The organism is Miniphocaeibacter massiliensis (assembly GCF_900232905.1).
Taxonomy (GTDB): domain Bacteria; phylum Bacillota; class Clostridia; order Tissierellales; family Peptoniphilaceae; genus Miniphocaeibacter; species Miniphocaeibacter massiliensis.
Window position 1 is genome coordinate 36,839 of the sequence record NZ_OCTQ01000001.1, and the last position, 20,894, is coordinate 57,732.

Annotated in this window: 24 protein-coding genes, 1 tRNA gene and 1 riboswitch; of the genes, 19 read left to right on the forward strand and 6 right to left on the reverse strand. The window is 26.1% G+C overall.

Going from position 1 to position 20,894, the window contains the following annotated elements:
- Window positions 1–4: 4 nt before the first annotated feature.
- A complete protein-coding gene (mnmA, locus tag CS899_RS00210; RefSeq protein WP_099202954.1) occupies window positions 5–1,081 on the forward strand; it encodes a tRNA 2-thiouridine(34) synthase MnmA in 1,077 nt (358 codons plus the stop codon).
- A complete protein-coding gene (locus CS899_RS00215) occupies window positions 1,071–1,757 on the forward strand; it encodes a 5'-methylthioadenosine/adenosylhomocysteine nucleosidase (protein ID WP_099202955.1) in 687 nt (228 codons plus the stop codon). The genes mnmA and CS899_RS00215 overlap by 11 nt, the downstream gene beginning before the upstream one ends.
- A gap of 26 nt (window positions 1,758–1,783) precedes the next feature.
- Here the strand turns inward: CS899_RS00215 and CS899_RS00220 are convergent, their stop codons facing one another.
- On the reverse strand, window positions 1,784–2,419 hold the full coding sequence (locus tag CS899_RS00220; RefSeq protein ID WP_099202956.1) for a YczE/YyaS/YitT family protein: 636 nt from the start codon (window positions 2,417–2,419) through the stop codon (window positions 1,784–1,786).
- A gap of 141 nt (window positions 2,420–2,560) precedes the next feature.
- Between CS899_RS00220 and CS899_RS00225 the strand changes: the two genes are divergently transcribed.
- Together CS899_RS00225 and CS899_RS00230 are read left to right on the forward strand one after the other, a co-directional pair.
- Window positions 2,561–2,637: transfer RNA gene (locus CS899_RS00225), tRNA-Pro, on the forward strand.
- A gap of 404 nt (window positions 2,638–3,041) precedes the next feature.
- Window positions 3,042–3,821: a hypothetical protein gene (locus CS899_RS00230; RefSeq protein ID WP_099202957.1), complete on the forward strand. Its 780-nt coding sequence runs from the start codon at window positions 3,042–3,044 to the stop codon at window positions 3,819–3,821.
- 51 nt (window positions 3,822–3,872) lie between these two features.
- Here CS899_RS00230 and CS899_RS10910 read toward each other — a convergent pair whose 3' ends face one another.
- A complete protein-coding gene (locus tag CS899_RS10910) occupies window positions 3,873–4,043 on the reverse strand; it encodes a hypothetical protein (RefSeq protein ID WP_207204710.1) in 171 nt (56 codons plus the stop codon).
- A gap of 146 nt (window positions 4,044–4,189) precedes the next feature.
- Here CS899_RS10910 and CS899_RS00235 point away from each other — a divergent pair, with 146 nt between their 5' ends.
- The 3 genes from CS899_RS00235 (at window position 4,190) to CS899_RS00245 (ending at window position 7,426) form a co-directional block, all read left to right on the forward strand.
- Complete coding sequence (locus tag CS899_RS00235) at window positions 4,190–4,687, forward strand: hypothetical protein (RefSeq protein ID WP_099202958.1); 498 nt, start codon at window positions 4,190–4,192, stop codon at window positions 4,685–4,687.
- Between the two features lie 172 nt (window positions 4,688–4,859).
- Window positions 4,860–6,620, forward strand: coding sequence for a cell wall-binding repeat-containing protein (locus CS899_RS00240; RefSeq protein ID WP_099202959.1), 1,761 nt, complete (start codon window positions 4,860–4,862; stop codon window positions 6,618–6,620).
- A gap of 98 nt (window positions 6,621–6,718) precedes the next feature.
- Window positions 6,719–7,426 (forward strand): aspartate/glutamate racemase family protein, encoded by a 708-nt coding sequence (locus tag CS899_RS00245; protein WP_242491837.1) that lies wholly within the window; start codon window positions 6,719–6,721, stop codon window positions 7,424–7,426.
- Window positions 7,427–7,526: 100 nt separating this feature from the next.
- On the opposite strand, the gene CS899_RS00250 is transcribed toward CS899_RS00245, so the two are convergent.
- Genes CS899_RS00250 through CS899_RS00260 form a run of 3 tightly spaced genes read right to left on the reverse strand, consistent with a single transcriptional unit; the run spans window position 7,527 to window position 10,627 of the window.
- Window positions 7,527–8,609, reverse strand: coding sequence for an ABC transporter permease (locus CS899_RS00250; RefSeq protein ID WP_099202960.1), 1,083 nt, complete (start codon window positions 8,607–8,609; stop codon window positions 7,527–7,529).
- A complete protein-coding gene (locus tag CS899_RS00255) occupies window positions 8,596–9,702 on the reverse strand; it encodes an ABC transporter permease (protein WP_099202961.1) in 1,107 nt (368 codons plus the stop codon). Before CS899_RS00255 ends, CS899_RS00250 begins: the two co-directional genes overlap by 14 nt.
- Window positions 9,695–10,627, reverse strand: a complete 933-nt coding sequence (locus tag CS899_RS00260) for an ABC transporter ATP-binding protein (RefSeq protein WP_242491838.1) — start codon at window positions 10,625–10,627, stop codon at window positions 9,695–9,697. Before CS899_RS00260 ends, CS899_RS00255 begins: the two co-directional genes overlap by 8 nt.
- 294 nt (window positions 10,628–10,921) lie before the next feature.
- Between CS899_RS00260 and CS899_RS00265 the strand changes: the two genes are divergently transcribed.
- The 4 genes from CS899_RS00265 (at window position 10,922) to CS899_RS00280 (ending at window position 13,786) form a co-directional block, all read left to right on the forward strand.
- Entirely contained in the window at window positions 10,922–11,983 is a 1,062-nt protein-coding gene (locus CS899_RS00265) for a histidine kinase (RefSeq protein ID WP_099202963.1), read from the forward strand.
- Window positions 11,980–12,591, forward strand: a complete 612-nt coding sequence (locus CS899_RS00270; protein WP_099202964.1) for a response regulator transcription factor — start codon at window positions 11,980–11,982, stop codon at window positions 12,589–12,591. Before CS899_RS00265 ends, CS899_RS00270 begins: the two co-directional genes overlap by 4 nt.
- A gap of 11 nt (window positions 12,592–12,602) precedes the next feature.
- Window positions 12,603–13,256 (forward strand): alpha/beta fold hydrolase, encoded by a 654-nt coding sequence (locus CS899_RS00275; protein ID WP_164995804.1) that lies wholly within the window; start codon window positions 12,603–12,605, stop codon window positions 13,254–13,256.
- 68 nt (window positions 13,257–13,324) lie between these two features.
- Window positions 13,325–13,786, forward strand: coding sequence for a hypothetical protein (locus CS899_RS00280; protein ID WP_242491839.1), 462 nt, complete (start codon window positions 13,325–13,327; stop codon window positions 13,784–13,786).
- A gap of 36 nt (window positions 13,787–13,822) precedes the next feature.
- On the opposite strand, the gene CS899_RS00285 is transcribed toward CS899_RS00280, so the two are convergent.
- A complete protein-coding gene (locus CS899_RS00285; RefSeq protein ID WP_099202966.1) occupies window positions 13,823–15,109 on the reverse strand; it encodes a M18 family aminopeptidase in 1,287 nt (428 codons plus the stop codon).
- 101 nt (window positions 15,110–15,210) lie between these two features.
- On the opposite strand from CS899_RS00285, the gene CS899_RS00290 reads away from it, so the two are divergent.
- The 8 genes from CS899_RS00290 to CS899_RS00325 all read left to right on the forward strand — a co-directional run bounded on the left by CS899_RS00290 (window position 15,211) and on the right by CS899_RS00325 (window position 20,603).
- Window positions 15,211–15,789 carry an STM3941 family protein gene (locus tag CS899_RS00290; RefSeq protein ID WP_099202967.1) on the forward strand — a complete coding sequence of 193 codons (579 nt, stop codon included), beginning with the start codon at window positions 15,211–15,213 and terminating at the stop codon, window positions 15,787–15,789.
- Between the two features lie 20 nt (window positions 15,790–15,809).
- Window positions 15,810–16,400 (forward strand): STM3941 family protein, encoded by a 591-nt coding sequence (locus tag CS899_RS00295; RefSeq protein WP_099202968.1) that lies wholly within the window; start codon window positions 15,810–15,812, stop codon window positions 16,398–16,400.
- 56 nt (window positions 16,401–16,456) lie between these two features.
- Window positions 16,457–16,570, forward strand: a riboswitch (FMN riboswitch).
- A gap of 83 nt (window positions 16,571–16,653) precedes the next feature.
- The gene (locus CS899_RS00300) at window positions 16,654–17,235 is read left to right on the forward strand and encodes an ECF transporter S component (protein ID WP_099202969.1); all 582 of its coding nucleotides are present in this window, start codon (window positions 16,654–16,656) and stop codon (window positions 17,233–17,235) included.
- Between the two features lie 45 nt (window positions 17,236–17,280).
- Window positions 17,281–17,754 (forward strand): tRNA (adenosine(37)-N6)-threonylcarbamoyltransferase complex ATPase subunit type 1 TsaE, encoded by a 474-nt coding sequence (gene tsaE, locus CS899_RS00305; RefSeq protein ID WP_099202970.1) that lies wholly within the window; start codon window positions 17,281–17,283, stop codon window positions 17,752–17,754.
- Window positions 17,735–18,433: a tRNA (adenosine(37)-N6)-threonylcarbamoyltransferase complex dimerization subunit type 1 TsaB gene (gene tsaB / locus CS899_RS00310; protein ID WP_099202971.1), complete on the forward strand. Its 699-nt coding sequence runs from the start codon at window positions 17,735–17,737 to the stop codon at window positions 18,431–18,433. The genes tsaE and tsaB overlap by 20 nt, the downstream gene beginning before the upstream one ends.
- A complete protein-coding gene (gene rimI, locus CS899_RS00315; RefSeq protein WP_099202972.1) occupies window positions 18,427–18,879 on the forward strand; it encodes a ribosomal protein S18-alanine N-acetyltransferase in 453 nt (150 codons plus the stop codon). The genes tsaB and rimI overlap by 7 nt, the downstream gene beginning before the upstream one ends.
- Window positions 18,872–19,888 (forward strand): tRNA (adenosine(37)-N6)-threonylcarbamoyltransferase complex transferase subunit TsaD, encoded by a 1,017-nt coding sequence (gene tsaD, locus CS899_RS00320; protein WP_099202973.1) that lies wholly within the window; start codon window positions 18,872–18,874, stop codon window positions 19,886–19,888. The genes rimI and tsaD overlap by 8 nt, the downstream gene beginning before the upstream one ends.
- 1 nt (window position 19,889) lies before the next feature.
- Entirely contained in the window at window positions 19,890–20,603 is a 714-nt protein-coding gene (locus tag CS899_RS00325; protein ID WP_099202974.1) for a phosphatase, read from the forward strand.
- The last annotated feature ends 291 nt before the right edge of the window (window positions 20,604–20,894 follow it).

Sequence of the window (20,894 nt, forward strand, 5' to 3'; positions counted from 1 at the left end):
ATAAATGAATAATAAAGTAGTTCTTGGAATGAGTGGTGGCGTGGATAGTTCTGTCGCCGCTTATTTATTGAAAGAAAAAGGTTATGATGTAATTGGTGTAACAATGTCATTAGTGCCCAAAGGAGTTCTTTATAATGAAGATAGAGGTTGCTGTTCAATAACAGCTGTAAATGAAGCGAAAATGGTTGCAGAAGATATGGGGATTCCTCATTATACAATGAATTTTAGAGAAGAATTTGATAAAAAGATTATAGATAGTTTTGTTAAAGAGTATTCACTAGGATATACTCCAAATCCTTGTATAGCTTGTAATAAATATATAAAATTCGAATCTTTTAGGAAAAAAATTCATGAATTAGGAGCAGATTATATATCAACAGGTCACTATGCAGCAATTGAATATAGCGAAGAAAGACAAAGATACTTGCTTAAGAAAGCAAAAGATGCTAAAAAGGATCAAACATACTTTTTATATAACTTATCTCAAGAAGCATTAAGCGAAACTATATTACCATTAGGCATATATACAAAAGATGAAGTTAGAAAAATTGGCAAAGAAACGGGTATTATCACATACAATAAGCAAGATAGTGAAGAAATATGTTTCGTCCAAAATAATGATCATGGTAAGTTTATACAAGAACGAAATCCAGAGCTTATAGGAGAAGGCAATTTTATAGATGAAAAAGGAAATATATTAGGAAAACATAAAGGAATAGTATATTATACATTAGGTCAAAGAAAAGGACTAGGAATTGCCTTAGGTAAAAGAGTTTTTGTAAGCAAAATAAATGGTAAAACAAAGAATATAACGCTATCAGATGAAGATACTTTATATAAAAGAGAAATAGAAATAAAAGATTTCAATTTAATAGCAGTTGATGAAATTAAAGAATATAAGGAAGTTACAGTAAAGATTAGACATGGAGTTAATGAACATTTAGGAGAAATAATACAAAAAGGTTCTAGGTTATTTGTTGAATTTGAAAAAACAGTTAGAGCACCATCAAAAGGACAATCAGCAGTTATATATGATGGGGATATAGTTGTAGGTGGGGGAATAATAGAAAATGCAAGGTGATATAGAAATCATAGGTATAGTATCGGCTTTAAAAAGTGAAATAGAAGGTTTTAAAGAAAAACTAAGAGATATTAAAGAAATTAATTTAAAAAATCATAAATTTAATGTAGGATATTTAGATAATAAAAAAATTGCCTTTACAGACTCAGGAATAGGCAAAGTGAATGCCGCAATAGCTACTCAAATGCTAATAGATAATTTTAATCCTAATATAATAATTAATACAGGAATAGCTGGAGGATTGGATAAAAAATTAAAGCATACAAGTCTGGTTGTAGCGGATGAATTAATGTACCATGATTTTGATAAAAGACTACTTGAAGAGTATTATCCGTTTACAAAAAGTTTTAAAGTGGAGAAAAAATATTTAGAGATAGCAAAAAATGTATTAAAAAATGAAGAATATTTTGAAGGACTTATAATTACTGGAGACCAGTTTATTTCTGACTCAAAAGTGCAATTAAACTTAAGAGAAGAATTTGGAGCATTATGTGTAGAGATGGAAGGAGCTGCTATAGCACATACATCGTACGCTAATGATATTCCATTTATGGTAATTAGATGTATATCTGATTTTGCAGATGATGATGGTGAAACTGATTATGATAATCTTGAAATAGTAGCAGCTAATAAAGCGTCAAAATTTACAATAAATTTTATAAAAGAATTAAAATAAAAAACCTATATTACTATATAGGTTTTTTATTTTCGAAATGTATAGATATATTTTTTTATTAAAGGATTACTTATTTTTACATAAAAGAAATCTATAAACGGACCATTGAAGAAAGAGTTAATTATAGTTCCAATACCAACAGGACCTCCTAAGAACAGAGCTAAAATCATAAATAAAACATCTTGAGCAACTCTTATATATTTGTATTTAATTTTAGAATAATCGACTAAAATCATTGTTATTGCATCATAAGGAGCCACACCTAGATTTGCTGCTATATAAAAAGAGACACCAAAAGTAAATAATAATGTTCCTATTATTAAAAATAATATTTTGATAAAAATAGTTAGCTCAAAAAATATAAGGTTAGAAAATATATTTGTAAAGAAATCAATAAGAAAACCTATAGAAGTCATAGTAATTAAAGTCCCAATTCCCATATATTTTTTGCCAAATAAAAAAATAAATAGAATAAATACTAAATTAATCAATAATTGGAACTGTCCTAAAGATAAACCTAATATTTTCCCCATAGAAATATTAAAAGCCGTGAAATTATCTACTCCAACATTGCCGACATTTAAAAAAGCAACACCTAATGTTATAATAATTACTCCAGCAAGAGAGAATATACATCTAAATAAAATTTCTTTTATTTTCAAAAAATCACCTCAGTCAACATAGCATCTCAAATTTTCAACAAAAAGTCAAAGGATAAATTTAATGAAAATAAATATAAAAAAACTTGCATTATTTTTTCAATTATAATATAATGAAATAGTCGTCAGTTGAGATGACACTTTCGGGGTGTGGCGCAGTCCGGTAGCGCACGTGGTTTGGGACCATGGGGCCGGGGGTTCAAATCCTCTCACCCCGACCATTTAAATTTAACCATCTAAGTCAATTAGACTTAGGTGGATTTTTATTTCTTGTAGATAAAAGGCAAATATGTTTATCTACAAGATTTTTTTATTTAAACAGATAAATCACTATAATGAATAGTTTATGTGAAGTTTTTGTTTTGAGATAAATCAAGTACAGCTCTGGTAGTTTTATGATTAAATTTGTAAATCAAAATATTTTATTCATTACTTTCCTATGTTTCTAATTTTTGTATATATTTATTAAAATATTTTTTTATTACTTTAACCATGAAAGTAGTCTTGAATTATAATATAGATTTATATCTTAAATTTAACTAAAATTATATTATTTACATGTGATTTTGATAGTAGTATACTATTAAAGTAATTTATATATTATTAAAACAAGAATTGGAGAAATATGAAAGAAAGATATATAGAAGTATTAATAGCTTTTGCATTTATAATAATAGTATTTAGTATTCCATTTTTTGGGAGGATATTTATTAGATTATTTGTTAGCAATCCTTGGCTAAAAAGTTTAGTCATATTATTAGTTTTTGTATATGTAATTTTAAGGGAAATTAAAAATAGCAGTTATAAAAATGTTAATTTACCTAAAGAAGATAGAATAAAAAAACTAAATGATACAATATTATCAATAGTAATATTGTTTACGATTATTGGAACTTTAATAGATATAAGTGGTAATTTTATATATAATAAGCCATTGGAGTTTATATTAAGTCCATTTGGAACTTTAGAGGGTACAACTTCTATGTATAATATAGGAGCAACATACTATTTTAATAGTGATTTTTACCTAATATTAAAGGATGGAGCAGAGGTTAGCATAAGTAAAATATTTATTATTATGTATAGATTTATACAGTATTTAATTATGTTGAATTTTATTGCATATATAGTTAAGAAGATAAAGAGTAAATACCTTAATAAAGTATTAATTACTCAACGTCATGAAGAAAAACTATCAGAAGAGTTAAAAGAAAAAGTTCAGCAAGAAATGAATAATAGAAAAAATGCTGAAATACATAAGAAAGATGTTGATGTAGAATTAATAAAGGTATTATTAAAAATGAGAGAAGAAAATAAACTAGTTGAGGCAATAAAATTGTTGCGAAAAGATACAAACTATGAATATTCGGTAGAAGAAGCAAAAGAATATATAAAAAATCTTTAAAATAAAAAGATCGTTAGTATTGTTTTTATTCTACTAAGGATCTTTTTTATTTTAAAGTACTTGAAAAATATATATTATAGTTAAAATAATGTATAATACAATTAAAAATAATCCTATAAAAGCAATGATTTTATTTTTCAATGATAGACCTAATATCAATAGTAAAACACCAATAATAGATATTATGTTTCTAGCTATTATAAACGGAAGAGTATCTAACAAAACATCATCTCCTAACCAGTAAATTATAGCATAATTTGCTTTTTAACATAATAAAAATAGTTTTTTAAGTTGTAGTTAATGTATAATTAAGATGGCTACTATTAAATTGATAGGTTACTAAAAATTAAATATACATGGAGGAATAATTGAAGAAATATATATCTTATATAATTCTTATTATATTAATTTTTACTACAACATCTTGTAGCAGAAACTATAAAGAAGGTTCGGTAGAAACCATTATAAATATAAATGAATTTTATGGAATAGAATATGAAGATGCTGTAGAAAAACTAGGTGAATTAAAACACATAGAAACTATGGATTCATTAACAAAAGGAAAAAGTAAATATATTACGAATGATGGAAAAATAGAAATAATATTTGAGGATAATAATAAAAAGTTATCAGTTATTTCTATAAATAGAGAGAAAGACAATCCAATTATTTTAAATGAAGAAAATGACATATTCAATATGCTAAATATATCAAAAGGAAAAAATATAAAGTATGCTAAATTTTATCCTATATTTTTTGATGTAGATGATAATGGATATATTAGTGAAATTCGTTTAGAAAGTGAAGATAGAGAATATCCAAAAAGTGGATTAAAGTTGTCAGTATTTTTTAAATATAACGAATAAAAAACTATACAAATTGTATAGTTTTTTATTTTTACAAATAGTTGAATTAATAAATGATATTTTAATAAAAATAGCATAAATTTTTCACAAATTAAGAATTATATGTTATAGTATTATTTAGAAAAGTTACAAAAAGGTTACAACGGTGTGTAAGTTATAAAGGGAGGATTTAATGTACAAAGTAACAAAAAAATTCATATCAGCTTTTCTTGCTGCAATATTTGTATTTTTAAGTTTTATTAATTTAAATACTACAGCATATGCTGATGAAACAAGTGATTATTTAATAGATGGTAAAGAAGTTCAGATAAACGGAGAAATGACTGTGTATTCTGAGGTTAATAAAATAAAAGAAGATTCTGTCATTGAGTACGTAACAGAAGATAATGAAACTTTTAAATTTGAATCACAAAAAGTAGAAAATAGTGAAGATTACTATTTTATAATTAGAGCAAGTAAATCTGGTATATGGAAAGCTGTATCAATTGATGGTGTAAAAGTAAAAAATGATATATTGGATTTTAAAGTTTACACTTCTCAAGAAGAATTGGAAGCAGATTATCCAGTAGAACAAAAAATTGAAAAATCTACAATGAGTATCAATGCACAAAACTATTCTCAAAAAAAAGTAAATAGATATAGTGGAGCAAACAGATATGCTACTGCTGTTAAAATTTCTAAGGATAAGTTTTCATCATCTAAGAATGTAATAATAACAAGTGGTATAGATTATCCAGATGCTTTATCTGCTGTAAGTTTATCAAAGCAATTAAATGCACCAATTCTTTTTGCAGACAAAAAAACTTTACCAAGTGAAACTAAGGCAGAAATAAAACGATTAGGTGCAAAAAAAGTATTTGTAATAGGTGGAGATGCAGCAGTTAATAATACTGTGTTTAATGAACTAAAAAAAACAGCGGGAACAGCTGAAAGAATTGCAGGAGCAAACAGGACTGGAACTGCAGTAAAAGTGGCTAAAAAGACAGAAGAGTATGCAAAAAATGTAAGTATAGCTATTTTAGTATCTAATGAAAGTTATGCAGATGCGTTATCATCTGGACCAGTTTCTGGAAATAATGCATATCCAATACTATTTTCATCACCTTCAAATAAAGATGGAATAGATGATGTTACAAAAGAATATATTAAAAATAATGTAGACAAAATTTATATTGTTGGTGGAACAGCTAGTGTTGGAGAAGAAGTAGATAAGGCCTTAAAAAATAAATTAGGTAAAAAGGTAGAAAGAATAGTTGGAAGTAACAGGTATGATACAAGTATAAAAGTTTCCAATAAATTTTTTAGCAATTCAGATACAGCATATTTAGCTACAGGTAGTCAATTTGCTGATGCTTTAGCTGGTGGTGCAGCAGGTGCTAAAGATATTGCACCTATGTATTTAGTTGATGGAGATAGCATATCAGATTCGTTAAAAAACAATATAAAGAACAAAAAGGTTAGTGAAGCAAATATTTTAGGAGGAACAGCTAGTGTATCTTCTAAATTTGAAAATTCACTAAAATCTGCTTTAGGAATTGAAGTTCCTGTTCAAAAAAACACTAGAGATAAAATTGTAGAAAAGGCAAAGCAACAGTTAGGTATTCCATATAAATACGGTGGTTCTTTACCAAGTACAGGATTTGATTGTTCAGGATTTGTTAAGTATGTATTTAAAGAAGTTACTGGAAAGACTTTTTACCACAAAGCTTCAGAACAAGCTAAACTTGGTAAATATGTTTCTAAAGATAAGTTACAGCCAGGGGATTTACTTTTCTTTAACGGCTATGGATCAACTATAACTCATACAGGAATATATATTGGAAATAATCAAATGATACATTCTCCAAAACCAGGAAGAACAGTAGAAATAGTAAATATTAAAAGTGGGTATTATTCAGATACATACCATACTTCAAGAAATGTAATAGATTAAAAGATAGGATTTTCCTATCTTTTTTCTTGTTTAATATTTGGTTTATTTAACAATATAAAGTATAATTTTATGGTAAGATTTGTATATTTTGGAAGTAGGTGAAAGTTATAAAAAAACTAGGAATAATTGGAGGAATGGGTCCATTAGCAACAGCCCTATTTATGAAAAGAATTGTTGAAAATACTAAGGCAAGCAAAGATCAAGATCATATAGATTCTATAGTTTCGAATCATGCTACTTTGCCAGATAGAACTGAAATTATTCAAAAAGGAACTTCTGAGGAATTTCTAAATAAAATTGTAGATGATATAGAATTAATGGAGTTTGCAAAAGTAGAAAATATTGCTATACCATGTAACACTTCTCATTATTTTTATGATGAAATTCAGAAAATGACGGAAATTAATATAATTAATATGGTTGAAGAGACTATTAAGTTTATAAAAAATGATACTAAATTTAAAAAAATTGCAATTTTAGGTACATATGGAACCATGAATTGTAAAGTTTATGATAAATATGCTACTTTAAATGACTTAGATATTTATACTTTATCACAAGAAGAGGAAAAAATTTCAGTAGATACTATTTATAATGTAAAGGAAAACATGGTTTTAGAATCTGCTAAATTCAATGATTTATTAAAAAATCTTTCAGAAGAAAAGGTAATATCTATTCTTGCTTGTACAGAGCTTAGTTGTTTAGAAATACCAACGGAATTAGAAGACTATTGTATAGACGCAATGGATATTCTTGTTAATAAAGCTATAGAGTATTCAGGAGGAATTATAAATAAAAAACCCTAAATTAGGGTTTTTTATTTATTTAAAAGTAATAATTGGGAATTTAATATTATAAATTTTATTAGTTAATTATTACAACATTAAGAAAACATACAAAGTATTTTTATCTAGAATAAGAAAAATCACCTTTTTTGTATCTTGTAAGAATAGAATTTAAAAGTATTAAAACTATAGTCATTATTCCTTGTATTACAAAAACTTTTGTAAGTGAACTATAATTAGATTTTGCAACTGCTGTAATTCCTTCCATATACCAGTAAGGTGGGAAAATGGAAGATATTTTAAGCAAATATTCTGGTAAAAATTCTTGTTGTACAAATACACCAGAAATAAAACATAAGACAAGACTTATTATATTGTTCATTGAACCGTTTAATTTAACGTTTTTTGATAGTGAACTTATTATATAAGCTGCTATTGATATAGGTATTGCAAATAATACTAAATTTAAGAAAAATAAAGGTAATTTTTCAATAGAAGATTTGTTTGTAAAGAATTCAAATAGTGAAAAGCCTAAACAAAATACAATTATAAGTATGGTCGATGACAAATAAAGTGACAAATTAAATTTACTTAATTTGGTCTTAGATATTCTAATTCTATTTTGTACACCGTCTTTTAAAAAAGAGTAGTAAGCTAAGAGTACAACTGACAAGATTATTATTAATATTATATAAGTAAGGTATATATAGTATCCTTCTGTTATACTCTTGTCTGAAGAATTTAATATTTCAAAGTCAGTGTCATCTGACAAGATATCAACAGTAGTTTTATAAGAGTTTTCTATATTAAAAGTATTTAAAGTTCTTGTGGTACTTAGATATTCGTTTATACTCATATTTATTTCAACAGAATCCATAGTATTTTCGTTTGCAAAATAAGATATATTATTATCTTTACCGATAAATAGTACGTAAGATGACATATGACCAAATAGTAAATCTTTAGCCTCTTCTTTTGACATGTCTGAAATTGTAACCCTATATTTATCATCTAAAAAGTTAATTAAATTTTTGCTATCTTCATTTTTAACTTTATCTACTATATTTATTCTATAATTACTGTGTAAATCTTCTTCCGTTGAATAATTAGTTATACTTAATAAAGCTACAAACATAGCAATATATAAAAGAATGCTAAATTTATTTTTATATATAATTTTAAAGTAATTTTTAAGTGTTCTCATATTTTTTTCTCCTATATACAAATAAAGTTATAGTCAAAAATACTACAAATAATAAGACCGTATTGATTAACCCACTGAAAAACCGTTCGGAATTTTCAAAGTAATATATTGATTTAAAAGTATTTGTAATAATTGTTGCTGGATTTATATAGTTTAATAATGGAAAATTTTCATTTACTAGGTAAGGTATGTTATTACTCATTAAACCAGCCAAGAATGAACTAAAAACGTAAAGTACAGCATTTATATTGTATTTAGTAATAAGTTTTGCTTTTACCAAAGCAGATACTAACATTCCTTGAGAAAGCCCAAGTATAGTTCCCAAAGTTACTGCTGTAATAATTTTAGGTAAGTAGTCTATAATTGGAATTTTCAATATTAACATATATAAAACAGTTATATATGATACAAATAGAGAAAATGTCAACGCTCCCAGAAAGTGGGACATAAGTAATTTAAATTTTTGCACAGGGGAGATTAATATTCTTTTTACATATTCCATGTCAGACTTAGGGTTTAAAATCTCTCCAACGTCAACACCTTGATTAGAAGCTGAAAGACAAGTCATTGCAAGTAATGAAAAGAAATATATTAAAGAAGATTTTTTATTTGAAGAATCAAATTTGTTAGTAATATTATTTTCTTCATTATATGTTTTTGAAATTTCTTCCACATCTACATTAATATCACTGGTCATAACTTTTTCATATGTTTTTTGTATGTGATTATACATATTTACAGTTTCATATACTATTGAAGCTGAAGTATCATTATCATAAACTATAACTTTTAAATTTTCGTTTCCTTTAATATAGGCTTTTATATTTTTATTTTTTAAATCATTTTCGTAATTTTTAGTATTTACTATTTTAAATAATTTCTTTTCTTTTGAAGCTTCAATATCTTTAAAAGTTTCTGATATAGAACTATTTTCTACCGCTATTGGAATAGAAGTAAAAGCTTCAGCATTATCCATTCTTGCAATAGTTAGATAAAATAATGTAGTTAGTATTATTGGGAACAGCAAACTAAAAAACATAGTTGATTTATTTTGGGCAAATTCTTTTATTTTTAAAATATAATTATTAAGCATTATCCCTTAACTCCCTTCCAGTAATATCTAAGAAAACATCATTAAGAGTAGGTGTTTTTATATTTAGTGAATCATAAATAATATTATTTTGATTTAAATGATTTATAATATTGCTAATTACCATGTCATTGTCAACTATTATCTTTAGATTGTTACTTGTTTTTAGTAATTTATTTACTCCATTAATAGCACGAAGAGAATTTTCTAATCCATTTGATAGGTCAATATTATTTACTTCTAAAGAATTTCCAAGGCCAACAAAGTTTTTAAGTTCTTTAGTAGTGCCAGAAACAAGTATTTGACCTTTATCTATAATAGAGATTTTAGTAGAAAGATACTCTACCTCTTCCATATAGTGAGAAGTATAAATTATGGTTGCACCATTTCTATTTAGTTCTTTTATTCCTTCAAGTATTTTGTTTCTACTTTGAGGGTCAACTGCAACAGTTGGTTCGTCAAAAATTATAAGTTCAGGTTTGTGTGCAATACCACAAGCTATATTTAATCTTCTTCTAAGTCCACCACTTAACTTTGCTGGTAAAAACTTTCTAAATTCATTTAGTCCCGCAAATTCAATAGCTTCTTCAACATATTTTTTTCTTGTCGCTTTGTCAGATATATAAAGTCCACAGAAGAAATCTATGTTATCATACACATTTAAATCGTAAATAACTGAAATATCTTGAGGTATGTAACCTATTTTTGCTTTTAAGTCACTCCTTGAATCTGACATTTTTTTACCAAATAAGTAAACCTCACCTTTATCATATTTTAGAAGAGATAACATACAGTTAATAGAAGTGGTTTTTCCAGAACCATTTGGACCAACAAGCCCATAAATTTCTCCATATTCAACTGTTAAATTAAAATTATTTAAAGCTAAAACTTCCTTATATTGTTTGAATAAATTTTTTATTTCTATCATAATTAACCTCCTAGGGTATTTAAATTTTTACTGTTTAAAAGAATTAACTTTTAATGTAATTATATTATCGGTTAAATAGACAAATTATAGTAGTGAAAAAAATCACAACTTATATGACAAATGTCATAATAGTTATTAATATATATATAAATCAAAACAAAGTTTAGAATGATACAAGAAGTTACTAAATAATTAAAAAGTTAAAATGTAAGTAATAAGTAATTTTATATGGATTTAGGTATGTTAATGTTAAATTAAATATTGTTAATATGCTAAAATAAGGGTGGAGGAAGTATGAGTAATATAAAAAGTTCTTTAATTATTTGGCTTGTGACAACAATATATTTAATATTAAATTTTCCTATAGGCAATTCTTTAATAGCTGTAATTTGTCTAGGATTTTTGGGGATTTTATTTTTATGTAAAAATAAAATTTACCAGAATTTAACCTGTATTTTATTTTTTGCATTAATATTTTATGAATATAAATTTGCTTTTTTTATTCCTGTATTTATGTATTATTTATTAAGAGAAGAAAATTTTATAAATATAATATTATTTACAATATCTGAAGTTTTAGTGTTTTATGCATTAGAATATAAGTATTTCACTTTTGTTTCAGTAGTGATAATTTTTGCTTTTACAATAAAAATGAAAGATATAAAAAATTACCTTATAGAAGAAAAATATAGGAATTTTGTAATAGATTCAAAAGAGACACAGATATTTTTACAGAAAGAAAATAACAGACTAATAGATCAACAAGATAAAGGTATAGAAAACGCTATTCTAAATGAGAGAAATAGAATTGCAAGAGATATACACGATGGGGTAGGACATATTATTTCAAGAACTATCCTTCAAATAGGAGCAATGCTTGTTATAGAAAAAGATGAGAATAAAAAGCAAAATTTAAATAGTATAAAAAGTTCTTTGAACGAATCTATGACAGAACTTAGAAGAAGTTTACACAATTTGCAGGAAGATAATATTGACTTAAGGTATGAGCTACAAAAAATAGTTGAAGACTATACTTTTTCAGATATAGTATTTAATTATAGTTTAGATGAAGAAAAAGACTTAAACTTTAAATATTCTATTATATATATAATAAATGAGAGCTTAAATAATATTATTAAACATTCAGATGCTACAATTGTAGAAATTAATTTACGAGAAACAGAAGATAATATTTATATTTTGGTAAAAGATAATGGTAGTAAGAAAAGTTCATTAAAGTATGGGATAGGGCTAAATTCTATAGAAGCTAGAGTGAAAACTATTAATGGACAACTACAAGTGTCAAATGAAAATGGATTTAGAATATTTATAAATATAGAAAAAGAGGAAATATGAAAATAATTATTGTAGATGATGACAAAATGATAACATATGCTCTAAAAACGATAGTTGAGTCTGATGAAGAAATAGAAGTAAAAGGTATAGGATATGGATATGATGATGCTATAAATCTTTTAGAAACAAATAAAATTGACATAGCACTACTCGATATTAGAATGGGAGAAAAAACAGGGTTAGATATCTTAAATTATATAGTATCTAAAAAATTAGCTGTAAAGGTATTATTTTTAACTACTTTTATGGATGATGAATATATAAAGTCTGCAATTTCTTTAGGTGCTTATGGATATATATTAAAAGATGATTTCGAAAATATTGTACCAGCGATAAAAGCGGTGTGTGCAGGTCAAAAAGTATTTGGTGGTGATGTAATAAATGCCATTTACGAAAATAAACCAAGTAAAGTAGATTTAAGCAATGAATTGACACAAAAGGAAATAGGTATATTAAAAGAAGTTTCTGAAGGTTTAAATAACAAAGAAATAGCAGCAAAGTTATTTTTAAGTGAAGGAACAGTAAGAAACTATATAAGTGTTATTTTAGAAAAATTAAATTTAAGAGATAGAACACAACTTGCAATATATTATCTCAATAATAAATAAAGAGGCGAGAATTGATAGTAAATGTAAACGGTATAAATATAAATTACGAAAAATATGGAACAGGTGAAAAATCTATAATATTCTTACATGGTAATGGAGAAACTTTAGACATATACAAAGATATTCCTAAACATTTAAAAGAATATACAATTTATATGTTAGATACAAGAAGTCATGGAAAAAGTGAAGAGGTAAAAGAACTATATTATGAAGATATGGCAGAAGATGTAGCAGCATTTTTAGATAGACTTAAAATACAAAATCCAATTTTATTTGGGTTTTCAGATGGTGGAAACTCTGGACTTATACTTGTAGGAAAATATCCGAATGTACTATCAAAACTAATAATAGCAGGAGCAAATATGTATCCATCTGGTATGAAAAATAAATTTTTAATACCAATAAAACTAGCGTATATATTTAATAAAAGTCCTAAGGTTAAATTAATGGCAACAGAACCAAATATAAAAAAAGAATTTTTACGTAAAATACAAGTACCAGTAATAGTTTTGGCAGGATCTAAAGATATAGTTAGGGAGAGTCATACTAAAAAAATAGCTAGAAATATAAAAAATTCTAAATTAGAAATAATTGAAGGAGAAAGTCATTCTTCTTATATTTTAAATAATGAAAAACTTTATAATGTAATAAAAAAATACTTGTAATTATTAAATTAAAAAACAGTTGTTGATGTTAAACTAAATATATATAAATATATGTTAGGAGATATCTAATGGAAATTTGTTCAGAATGTTATAGTAGCAACAGTAGAATAACCCCAGTATTAAAAGCTAAAGAATGTCTTGAAAAACATACACAATATATTTGTGGAACTTGTGGTAGATGTATATGTATAGAAAAAGATAAAAAGCGTGGACTTAGAAGGTGGAATTTCCCATTCAAGTCTTTAGAATTAGCTATTTTATATTTACGAACGGCAGAAGCAAAAGAGAAGAAAATTTGTGGTATATATGAAATAATTGCAAAAAATGGAAGAAAGTCTTATAAGATATTTTCAAGTGAAGAGGACTTTAAAAAGTATTTGTCAAAAAATAAAGATAAAAAAGGAAACTTTAAAAATCCAGTTTATTCAAATAAAGAATATAAAGTATATCCTAATACTGAAATAAGAAAATTAAGTAACTGTGAAATAAAAGAGTATTTAGAAGAACAAAGTGAAAAAAATTGCAAATAAAAATCAGCTATATTTAAATATAGCTGATTTTTTCTCTTATTTATAAAACTCTAAAAAAACTTTATAAATATATTCTTGGTCTTTTACACCACCTAATTCTCTTATAGAGTGCATAGAAAGTATAGGGTTTCCAATATCTACAGATTTAATATTTAAATTTTGAGTCGTCATTGGTCCAATTGTAGATCCTCCTAAAATATCAGAGCGATTTACAAAGTATTGGACAGGAACATTTGCCTTTTTACATAGGTTAGCAAATATTGCAGATGAATATGCATCGCTAGTATAGTTCATTCTTGCAGATACTTTTACAACAGGACCTTGGTTGATTAAAGAAAAGTTAGTAGGATCATTTTTTTCAAGATAATTAGGGTGAACACTATGTGCTTGGTCAGAAGAAATTATAAAAGATTTATCTATGGCTATGTCAAAATCTTCAAAATTACCACCAGTTGAAGTAATTATTCTTTCTAGAGTATCCCTTAAAAATGGAGAACCAGCACCTTGTTTAGTTTGAGAACCTATTTCTTCATTATCGGAAACTAAAATTACTTTTGTAAATTCAGAAATATCAGAATCTAAAAGAGCTTCCATACTAACATGAGCCATACCTAAATTATCAATTTTACCAATGGTATAAAACTCATTGTTATTTCCAACATATTCACCTTTTTGCCTATCATAAAGAAATAGATCAAAGTCCAAAATATCTTCTATATCTACATTTAATTCTTCGGAAAGTATATTTAAAAGATAATTTTCTTTTTCTAATTCATCGTTAATTAACCCAATTAAAGGAAGAGTATCTTTTTGTTTATTGTAAGTATAGCCATTATTTATTTCACGATTCATATGAATAGCTAAGTTTGGAATAATTAATAAATTTTTATCTATATTTACATTTTCAGATTCTGGATTAAATAAATCATTGGATTTTAAAGTAACTCTACCAGCTAAAGAAAGTGGTCTATCAAACCAAGTACTTAAAATAGGACTACCATAAACTTCTGTATTTAATTTTACAAAATGTTTTTTCTCAAACATCTCAGGTGATGGTTTAACTCTAAAAGTAGGAGAGTCGCTGTGAGAGCCTATAATTCTAAAAAAATTATTTTCTAAATCACTTCCTAATTGAAAAGCAATCAATGTACTACTATTATTTGTTAAATAATATTTTCCTTTTTTTTCTAAATTCCATTTTTCATCTCGTTGTAGTTTTTTATAACCTTTTGACATTAAAGATTTTTCAAAGTTTTCAATTACATGAAAAACAGAAGGACTATTATCTATAAAATTCATTAATTTATCAGTTAAATTATTCATAATTACACCTCATTAAAATATTTTTTCATAAATGATTATATCATTAAATATAACAGTAATTAATATGTTATAATCGTCTAGGCTATAATTAGGAGGATAATATGAATGATTTTAATGAAACATATGAAATAATAGAAATTTTCGAGAGTAAATTTAAAAATATAGTTTTGTTTTTTATGTCTTTAATTATGACATTAATGGGAGCACTTATTATTTTTGTCATTTTGGATAATGGAATTGAATCTATAAAAATGGTATTTATGTTTGTAGCAGGTGTAGTAGTAATTTTATTTTTTGGATTTTGTTTTATTTTTATATTTAAACAATCATTTAGAAGAGACCCAGTTATTGTATTGAACAAAGAAGGATTTTTAAATAAAAAACAATCTTATTCAAAAGAGATACCATTTATACCTTGGTCTAGAGTTAAAAAAGTTTCTTTGAAAGATATGTTTACTGAAAGTTTTGTTTGTATTGATATAGAGGATGAAGAAGAATATGTTGAGAGTATGAGTAAAACTATGAGAATGGGAATAAAAGCAAATATAAAAATGGGATTTCCAGCTATATGTCTTTCAGCAAATTCTTTAAAAGGGTTCAATAATAAGGAACTATTTCATTTATTTGGAACTTTTTATAGCAGATATAAATATGAAAATGGGATAGAAGAACAATATTAAAGAAAGGATGTTAAGTAAATTTGGAAAATTTTGGACTTGAAGATTTAAATATAGAGAATAAAGTAATAGAGATATATGAAAGTAAGATGAAAAATGTAGGAGTGCTTTTTTTAGCGCTATTACTTGTAGTTGCTTCAATTTACTTAGGAATATATAGAAACAAGATAGATATTTTTACCCCGTTAATATCGATAATTTTTTCAGTAGTAGGAACAGTAGTTTTTATTGTAGCAATAGTATATAGTGTTAAAAATTTATTTAAAAGAGAACCTGTACTTATATTTAACAAAGATGGATATTATAATAAGTATCAATCTTATTCTGAAAAATATCCTTTTATATGTTGGAAAGACGTGAAAGATATATCTATGGGAGAAGTAGCATCAACAAAATTAATATGTATAGAGATAGAGAATGAAGAAGAGTATGTTGAAAGCATGGATAAAAATGTACGATTTGGAGCTAAAACAAATATAAAAATGGGATTCCCAGCAATAACTTTGTCAGCAAAGACATTAAAAGGAGTACAGATTGATGATTTATTTGGGATTTTTGCAGTTTTTTATGGCAATTATAATGGAAATTTAGAAATAATAGATGAAGAAGAGTAATAAAATTCAAAAAGATTAATATATCTTGAATAAGATAAATTGTAATGCTATAATAAGTATATCTTCAGGGCGAGGTTAAATTCCTCACCGGCGGTAAAGTCCGCGAGCCGAAAGGTTGAATTGGTGTAATTCCAATACCGACAGTATAGTCTGGATGAAAGAAGAGAGCTTTTAAATATCTAGTATATTAAAATGCCCCGAAGAATATTTGGGGCTTTTTTACGCCCCTCAATATTGAGGAGGAAGATATAAAATGAGAAACGAAAGTTTGTCAAGGATGATTAAAGTAGCATTATTAGGTGCTATAGCTATGATTTTAATGTTTGCTAAGGTTCCACTTCCGTTTGCACCACCATTTATGAGTGTGGATATAGCAGAGGTGCCAGCTATCATAGCAGGTTTTACATTTGGTCCATTATATGGTTTTTTAGTAATAGTTATTAAACTTATATTAAATCTTATAGTTCAAGGTTCTTCAACAGGTGGAATTGGTGAAATATCTAATTTAGTTGTATCATCTGCGTTTGTACTAACAGCATCCTTTATTTACAAAAGAAAAAGAACACTTAAAAGTGCTATATTTGCTCTTAGTACAGGAGTAATGTTAATGACGATTTTAGCAGTAATAAGTAATTATTATGTAATATTTCCATTATATGGAGCCAATATGTCAGATTGGGCAAAAATTATTTCTAAGACAAATCCACTAGTAAATAGTGTTCCAACATTTTTATTGTTTTCTATAGTACCATTTAATGTGGTAAAGGGAGTTTTAAATGCAGTAGTAGCAACTACGCTCTACAAGCCACTAAGACCAGTTTTAAATAAAAAATAAAAGAACCCACAGGTTCTTTTTTTTATGATAGATTAAGGAGGTAAAATGTTTAAATATATATCCAAGAACGAAATTGATACAAATAAATTTGCAAAAGCAATATCTAAATATATAGATAATGGAACATTAATCTCTCTAAATGGAGAGATGGGAGCTGGAAAAACAACTTTTACAAAAATGTTTGCAGATGCTTTAAATATACAAAATTATGTAACTAGTCCAACTTTTTCGCTTGTAAATAGTTATAATGGAGATAAAGAATTAAACCATTTAGATCTTTATAGAATTGAAGATGAAAGTGAAGTAGAGAGTATAGATATAGATACTTACTATTATCCAGATGGGATAACTTTAGTTGAATGGGCAGAAAGAGCTAGCAGTTACTTGCCAAAATATTATATAGAAATTAAAATTAATAAAGTAGGAGATACTCAAAGAGAATTTGTTATTGAGGGAAAAAATAAACTAGAAAATAAATTGATAGAAAGATTAGAAAAAGATGAAAATATTAAGTATTGATACTTCTACAATGATTTCAAGCTGTTCTGTTATGGAAGATGGGATTATTGTAGGAGATTATAATGTAAATCAAAAATTGACACATAGTGAAACTTTAGTTCCAATGGTAAATGATTTATTGGAGAAATTAAATATAAAACTATCAGAGATAGATCTTTATGTAGTAGGTAAAGGTCCAGGATCTTTTACAGGACTAAGAATAGGAATGACTGTTGCAAAAACATTTGCACAAATAAATGAAAAACCTATTATTGGGATATCTACATTAGAAGCCATATCCTCACAAATTGTTACAGAAAAATTGATAGTTCCAATTTTAGATGCTAGAGGTGGTAGAGTTTACTATGGTATTTATAAAAATGATAATGGAAAGATTATTAATATAGAAAAAGATAATTTAATATATTTTGAAGAATTGGTAGAGAAATTAAAAAATTTAAATGAAGAAATTATTTTTGTAGGAGAATTCACAGAAGATATTTTAGAAGAAATATCTGGTAATAGTAAATCTTTTATAGCACCTTCATCAATTAATAGCTGCATAGGGAGAAGTTTATGTTCTTTAGCCTTTGAAAAAAAAGAAGAATTAAATGATGAAAATTACCTGAGCTTAAAACCTGAATATATTAGAAAATCTCAAGCAGAGAGAGATTTAGAGAAAAGGAAGAAAACTTGCTAGCTATAAGAAAAATGAAATATGATGATTTATATCGTGTTTCAGATATAGAAAAGAAAATTTTTTCAAGTCCATGGTCGTATAATAGTTTTAGAGAAATAATAAAATATGAGTACAATCATTACTTTGCGATAGTAAAAAACAATGAAATTATAGGATATTTTGGTATGCAAATTATTATAGATGAATGTCAAATACACAATATAGGAATTTTAGAAGAAGAGCGTGGAAAAGGATATGGAAAGAGAGCATTTGAGTTTATAATAGATTATTGCAATGATATAGGAATAAATAACATTACTTTAGAAGTAAGGCAAGGAAACGTTGAAGCTATAGGTCTATATGAAAAATATGGATTTAAAAAGATGTCAAAAATAAAAGATTACTATAAAAATCCAGTAGAAGATGGATTTTTAATGAGATTAGATTTAGGAGAAAGATTTGAATAATTTAAATATTCTAGCTATTGAAACATCATGTGATGAAACATCAGTTGCTGTTTTAAGAAATGGAAGAGAAATATTGTCAAATATAATATCATCGCAAATAACAACTCATAGAGTTTATGGTGGTGTTGTACCAGAAATAGCAAGTAGAATGCATTTGGAAAGTATCAATTTAATAATAGAAGAAGCGTTAAGAGAAGCAAATATGGATTTTAAAGATTTAGATATGGTAGCTTGTACTAAAGGCCCAGGGCTTATAGGGGCTTTATTAGTAGGGATTTCATCAGCAAAGGCTATTTCTTATGCTTTAGATATTCCTTTGGTGGGAGTTAATCATATGGAAGGACATATTTGTGCAAACTATCTTGCTCATAAAGATTTAGAGCCTCCATTTATTGGTCTTGTGGTTTCTGGAGGACATACTTATTTAATAGATGTAAAAAATTATAATGATTATGAAATAATAGGAAGGACTAGGGATGATGCGGCAGGAGAATCTTTTGATAAGATTGCAAGAGCTTTAGGTCTTTCATATCCAGGAGGTCCTGAAATAGATAAACTTGCAAAGATTGGAGATGCTAGTGCAATTGAGTTTCCTAGAGTAATAATAGACAAGAAAACTTATGATTTTAGTTTTAGTGGTTTAAAAACAGCTGTTTTGAATTATATAAACAACGAAAAACAAAAGGGGAATGAAATAAATATAGCAGATGTTTGTGCTAGCTTCCAACAGGCTGTATTAGATGTATTAATAGAAAAATCATTTAGATTATTAAAAGAAAAGGATATGAAAAAACTTGTTATTTCAGGAGGAGTTGCAGCAAATTCAAAATTGATAGAAATGGCTGAAAAAGTTGGCAAAGAGCAAGGAATAAAAGTGTATTATCCTAGTAAAATTCTTTGTACTGATAATGCTGCAATGATAGGAAGTGCAGCCTATTATGATTATGTTAATGGAAAAAAAGATGAATTAGATTTAAAGGTATATCCAAACTTAGAGTTAGGAGAATAATATGAAAAATTTAATGGATTTGCATACACATACAATAGCTTGCAGTCATGCCTATTCAACGTTAAATGAAAATATAGCTAGGGCTTCTGAAATAGGATTAGAGGTTTTTGGTTGGTCAGAACATGGATATGGAATGAAAGATACAACCAATAGATTTGTTTTTTCAAATTTCAAAGTAATACCTAAGGTTATAAATGATGTTAGAATATTAAAGGGAATGGAAGCTAATATATTTGATTTTAGGGGTACAATATATGAGCAAGACATGCTACCAGTTGTAGATTATGTTATTGCAAGTCTTCATAGAAATTGTATAGCTGCAGGTAGCAAAAAAGAAAATACTACAGCAGTTATTGGAGCAATAGAAAATAAATATGTTAATATTCTAGGACATTTAGATGATGGATATTATATAATGGATTTTGATGAAATAGCTAGAGTAGCTAAGGAATACAATGTAGCTATAGAAATTAACAATTCTTCATTGGTAGAAGAAAGTTTTAGGATTAATAGCAAAAGTAATATATTGGAAATGTTGGAAAAATGTGATAAATATGGAACTACAATAATTATGAATACCGATACACATTTTTCAACAGAAGTTGGAGATGTTTCAAAATCAGAAGAAATTATTAAAGAGTATGGATTTAATAAAAATTTAATTTTAAATTATAATATTAAAAATTTAGAATATTTTATTAATACGGAATTGTAAGAAATAAATTTTACGGAGAAATTTATGAATAAAAATCAAGTTACAGGTTTTATTTTAGGCATTACTTTTATTTTATAATCAGTAATATTTACAATTATTCCTGATTATTTGGTAATAAAACTGTTACTTTTATCATAAATATAATTTGTATTATTATTGGATTTGTAGGATTAGGGATAGAAGCTAAAAAATTACCAAAGGGAGAGGGATTAGACTCCATTGGAATGGGAATTATATTTTTTAAGTTTCTAATAATTACGATATAGAAAATATTTTTATAATATTAAGAAT